At 44.7% G+C, this 5,846-nt stretch carries 4 protein-coding genes; 3 read left to right on the forward strand and 1 reads right to left on the reverse strand.

What is annotated here, in order from left to right:
* Positions 1–193: 193 nt before the first annotated feature.
* Positions 194–433: a hypothetical protein gene (locus tag CDG77_RS37140; protein ID WP_181154547.1), complete on the reverse strand. Its 240-nt coding sequence runs from the start codon at positions 431–433 to the stop codon at positions 194–196.
* Between CDG77_RS37140 and CDG77_RS32895 the strand changes: the two genes are divergently transcribed.
* The 3 genes from CDG77_RS32895 (at position 424) to CDG77_RS32905 (ending at position 5,560) form a co-directional block, all read left to right on the forward strand.
* The gene (locus CDG77_RS32895; RefSeq protein ID WP_094333385.1) at positions 424–864 is read left to right on the forward strand and encodes a hypothetical protein; all 441 of its coding nucleotides are present in this window, start codon (positions 424–426) and stop codon (positions 862–864) included. The two genes, CDG77_RS37140 and CDG77_RS32895, sit on opposite strands and share 10 nt — an antisense overlap.
* 18 nt (positions 865–882) lie before the next feature.
* On the forward strand, positions 883–1,743 hold the full coding sequence (locus CDG77_RS32900) for a class I SAM-dependent DNA methyltransferase (RefSeq protein WP_094333386.1): 861 nt from the start codon (positions 883–885) through the stop codon (positions 1,741–1,743).
* 700 nt (positions 1,744–2,443) lie between these two features.
* Complete coding sequence (locus CDG77_RS32905; RefSeq protein ID WP_094333387.1) at positions 2,444–5,560, forward strand: hypothetical protein; 3,117 nt, start codon at positions 2,444–2,446, stop codon at positions 5,558–5,560.
* The last annotated feature ends 286 nt before the right edge of the window (positions 5,561–5,846 follow it).

Consider the following 5,846-nt stretch of genomic DNA (forward strand, 5'->3'; position numbering starts at 1 on the left):
ATGTATGGGAGGATTTATACTGCGATCGCTCATCTGATTAGGGACGAGCAACGAGCAAACCGTTAGCTCGACTCCAAAAGTAAATCTTCTTTCTCTTCTACCCCTCTGCTTTCTTGTCAAGGGTTCCTGCTACAAAATTCATGGCTACAAGATTCGTGCAAAAAGTCTATCTACGGTAGGCGTACAGGAGCGTTCAAAACAATGTCAACTTCATTATATTTTGTAATTGGTTTTCTTCTGCTTTTGGTGGTAGGAATTGCAACTTATTTCTGGCGATCGCAAAATTATTCAACAAACAACATAATATGAATAAAATTCCCGTCACAGTAATTACAGGATTTCTAGGCGCAGGCAAGACGACGAAAATTCGCACAGGCGCGACAGTGGCCAGCGTAATTACTGTAGTGGACTGTGAGGAAATGAATGCGACCATCCAATAGTGTTTGGCAAGGAAATTTTGGTTACTGGCAAAACAGCTTTATCCATAACAATATATTGGTAATTGGTTACACAGCATGGAAGGGATTTCAGTCATTTGGGCGGGGAGTTGTCTTATGTGCTATGGATACTCAAGTTACTCATCCTACAATTACAAGTCTTGATACAGTTCCCTTCACCCTGCAATTTCTTCCTTGCGATCTGATTGGGCATTACTTGCGATCGCAATCAATTAGCTCATCCACGATCTCATCCATTTTCCCCGCAGTGGCAACATACAATCCCGATCGAGATATTCTTCTGGTGCTAAAGGCTGAACCTCAAATTGAGGTTAGTTTTTTACACCAACTAAAAATTACTCCACCCGATTGCTACGAACAAGTTTGCAACCGTTGGTCAGAATTTCAACCAAGTTTAATGCCTTAAAACTTACTTTATTTCTCAATGCTCAAACCAAAATCAATCAATATTCCTAAACCAACTCGCTACCAAAATGCGGCGATAGATTATTACATGGGACTCACAGACTCGTCCTATCTGCATTACGGGTATTGGGAGCCACTACCTACTGCGGGTGAAGAATTAACTCTAACTGGTCTGCGTGTGGCTCAGTCAGCCTATGCAGCCAAACTTTTGAGTTTTATCCCAGAGGGGACAAAAACTGTCCTTGACGTAGGCTGTGGTATTGGTGGTAACGCAGCATATTTCTGCTCGCGCGGTTTCAGTGTTGAGGGATTAGCACCCGACGCACTCCAGCAAGAAAGATTTATTCAAAATACCAACGGTCAAGTCCCTTTCTACTTAACGAGATTTGAAGATTTTCACACTTCACGCTCCTACGACCTAGTTCTGTTTAGCGAAAGCAGCCAGTATATTGCTCTTGACGATTTAGCTGAGGGTGCAGCTCGTTTACTAAGTAGTGGTGGCTACCTACTTATTGCGGATATGATGCGTTCTGACAGCGAATACAAAGAAGGCATTTTTTCAAATTGTCATGTCGCCAGTGAGCTTCAGACAGCGTTGATGCAGGCTGGATTCAAGTTAATTAAGACTGAAGACATTTCAACCCATATTGCGCCAACCATTGACTTGTGTGTTAATAACTTCCGGACTTTTGGGCTGACAACGGTCAAATATATTGCAGATGTTGTAGCGATCGCATTTCCACCATTACACGCGATCGGTCGTTTAGCGTTTAAGCGTTGGTTAGAAAAACCGATTATTGAGGGATTAGCAGCACGCGCAATTTTTGAGAGCCATTTATGTTATTCCATCCAACTCTGGCAGTTATCACAAGGAGTTTAATCAAGATGACCCCAGAAATCAACATCCAAGATTAGCAACAAGCTTTTATCGAAACAGAATTCAGGAGTCAGGAGTCAGTTGGGTATTCTGTACGACTGGCAGATAGCGGTGTACACACAAATCTTCTAGAGTTGCCTCATAGGCTTTTGATCCCCCCAACCCCCCTTCAAAAGCTACGGTGTACACACATCTTTGTACAAACCCAAAATCGTTGGAGATCCCCCTAAATCCCCCTTAATAAGGGGAGCCAGCGCGGTCTTCTCCCAAAGGGAGCGACTGGCGTGGGTTAAGGGGGATCGCTAAGTGCTTAAAATCACGGCGAAATACTTTTTAAATATCCTCTCAACGGTCATATTCTCGAAGCTGTAGATTTATTTGCAAGCTCAACGTTTGTTAGATTCTTGGGTTAGCATTAGCTAAATAATTATATTTAATTTTTTATATCATTAAAAATTAAATATAAACAGTAATAACTTAATAGTAATTTGCAATTTTGATTAAGTTTTAACCAAGAGATAGTAAAATTTATATCTTTCGCTGGATAGAGTTTTCAGCCTTTGGGGAGATGCTTTAAACAGCTAAATTCCACGATTCTGAACTAAATAGTTAGGTGTTGCCATAGATACAGACGAAAATACTAAGAGTTGCTTCTCAAGAAAATCTTAATTCCCCAAATTTAAACTTAGTAGAAGGAAATACAATGTTCCAAAGTACGGAAATCATGGCGGGACTCTACAAACCACTATTGTGGGTGGCACAGGTTCCAGTAGATCCCTCAAATGTCACGCCAGCACAGGCATCAGTTCTCACTTCGGGGCCGCGCTTTTTTGTGGCTTTAATCTCCGGCGTGATTCTAGCCTTTGCTTTCCAATTAGTTCTTACTAATCTCTCCCTTGCAGCCGGTATTTCCTACCTGGGGCACTCATCTGACTCGGATTCTGATTCTGGGGAAGTTGGAAGTTTGGGCGGCAGCATTCGCAAAATCGGTACCGCAGTCGGGATTTGGACGTTAGTCACAGTGACGATCGCTTTATTAATTGCCTGTTTCCTGGCAGTTAAATTGAGCCTTGTAATCTTAGATCCAGGATTGGGAGCAATTCTTGGTTTGGTGATTTGGGGTGCTTACTTTTTACTCCTGGTTTGGGTCAGTTCCACTACTGTGGGTTCCTTAATTGGCTCAGTGGTGAATACCGCAACTTCTGGTTTCCAGGCGATTATGGGCACAGCCACCGCCGCATTGGGTGCGAAAGCTGTCAATAGCCAAGTTGTAGCCACAGCTGAAGCCGCCGCCGCCGCCGTCCGTCGAGAACTAGGAAGCGGCATTGACCCTGGAAGTATTCGGGAGAACATAGAAGATTATTTGGATAAGCTGCGTCCACCAGAGTTGGATGTGTCGAAAATTCGGAGTGATTTTGAAAATTTACTCAACGATCCCCAATTAAAAGCGATCGCCGGGACTCAAGATATTCGCAACATCGACCGCCAAAAATTTATCGAGTTAGTCAGCAGCCGCACTGACCTTTCCAAAAAAGACGTTAGCCGCATTGCTGATACTTTGTATAAAGTTTGGCAACAGGTAGTGAGTCAGCATTCACCCACCGAAGACCGGATGGGTGAATTAATGGACTATCTGAAATCACTTCCAGCCGGACAAAGCAAGACAGATGAACTTAACGCCAAGCTGGATCGATTAGTTGCAGAAACACGTGGTTCCAAAGAAACTGACCAAAAGGCATCTACTGGGCCAATTCAAAGTACACTCCAGCAAGGACTATCTGCCTTAACTGGCATTGTATTGGGACGGGCAGATTTATCTGATTTGGATGTGGAAAAAATCTTGGGTAGTCTCACCACCGCCAAAGATAAAGTCACCCAACAAGCAGATAAGCTAGGTTTGCCAACACCATCACAACCCTATAGTCCAATTCGCTCTGATATCGAAAACTACCTCTACAACACTTATGCTTGGCAACTAAGCCCAGAAAAAATCGCCCAAGAATTTCGTGATGTCATCTACGACCCAGCAGCCGACCCTGGAATAGTCCGCAGAGAACTAGAACGGCTATCTCGTAACGATTTCGTCAAAATTCTCCAACAACGGGGATTGCTTACCCAAACCCAAATTCAGCGCATTGCAGATCGGCTAGAATTTGTCCGCAAAGATGTGCTGGTGATAGTTACAGGTATTGAAGAAAGAGATATAGTCCAAGACCTGCAACGCGCGGTGGAAAGTTATCTGCTCGTTACCTCGAAAGCAGATTTGACACCAGAAGGCATTGAACAGAATTTCAAACCACTGTTGCAAGACCCAGATGCAGATTATGAAACCCTAACATTGCGACTGGCGCATGTTGAACGTCAAGAAATTCGGGAGATATTGCTCCAACGGAATGATGTCCAGCTATATGAAGTAGATAGCATTCTGGACGAGTTGGAAAAACAACGCGATCGCGTCTTGGTAGAATCTAAAGGATTAGCTGAACAAGCACAATATCAAGCAGAAACCCTGTGGTTGAATGTAGAATCATATCTGCGTAATACAGGGAAATCAGAACTGAATCCTGATGCCATCCGTGCGGAGTTCAAAAAGCTACTAGAAGATCCCCAAGCTGGAATTTCCTCAATTCGGGCGCGGTTGTCTCGCTTTGACCGCGATACCTTGGTGCAATTGTTGAGTCAACGGCAAGATTTGAGTGAAGAACAAGTCAATCAAATCATCAATTCGGCTGAGGAGTCGTGGCATAACATTCGCCACACACCCCAAGCTGTAGTGGATAAAGCCAAAGAGCAATACGACTCTGTTACTACAACGATCGCAGATTACCTCCGCAATACTGGCAAACAAGAACTGAATCCTGAAGGTATTCAGCGAGATTTGACCAGATTGTTTGAAAATCCCAAAGAGGGAGCCGTCGCCCTACGGCGGCGGTTATCGCAGGTAGACCGAGATACACTGGTGAAATTGCTCAGTCAACGTCAAGATTTGAGCGAACAACAAGTCAATGAAATCATTGATTCCACCCAAACTTCGATTCGTAACTTTGTGCGTGCGCCTCGTCGTTTAGCTACCCGCACCCAGCAAAGAGCGGAAACATTCAAAGCTTATCTAGAAGAGTATCTGCGCCAAACTGGCAAAGAAGAACTGAACCCAGAAGGTATCAAACGCGACCTGCAACTTCTCTTGCACGATCCGCGAGTTGGGGTAGAAAGTTTTAGCGATCGCCTTTCCCAGTTTGACCGTTCTACCATCATCGCCCTGCTGAAAATTCGGGAAGATATGACTGATGAAGAAGCAGCCCGGATTGCCGATAGCATTGTATCCGTCAGGGATCAATTTGTAGAACAAGTGCGGAATATCCAACGAGGCATTCAAGATGCAATTGATGGGGTTTTTGCCCGCATCCGCAACTATCTTAACTCCCTGGATCGCCCAGAACTAAATTACGATAGTATCAAGCGCGATGTCCGCACATTTTTTGACGATCCTCAAGCGGGCTTTGATGCCCTGCGCGATCGCCTATCTTCTTTCGATCGTGATACCTTAGTGGCAATTATGAGTTCTCGTGAGGACATCTCTGAGGAAGATGCCAACCGGATCGTTGACCAAATTGAGGGGGCTCGCAACAAAGTCTTGCAACGTGCAGAACGCATCCAGCAAGAAGCCCAACGCCGCCTAGAACAGGTGAAGCAGCAAGCACAGCGACAAGCGGAAGAAACCCGCAAAGCCGCAGCTACAGCCGCTTGGTGGTTGTTTGCCACAGCATCCGTCTCCGCCGTTTTCTCTGCAATAGGAGGAGCGATGGCTGCAAGGCCGTAGTTTAACAAGTTGTCTCCGCTCACTTTTAAGCCTCCCGATATGGGAGGCTTTTCTATGGAGTACTAAAAGGGCCGTTAGAAACCGCGTCTACAAGAGGCTTTCACCTCCGTGGGTTTCAAAATCTTGATTTGACTTTATCGTTTGTGTCAGAGCGAATAGCGATACCTGCGGGGGGCTACGCCAACGCATTTGTTATTTCAGCATACCCATTTGTTATTTCGGCATACTCATTTGTTATTTCGGCATACTCATTTGTTATTTCGGCATACTCATTTGTTATTTCGGC

The organism is Nostoc sp. 'Peltigera membranacea cyanobiont' 213 (genome assembly GCF_002245975.1).
Lineage (GTDB): Bacteria > Cyanobacteriota > Cyanobacteriia > Cyanobacteriales > Nostocaceae > Nostoc.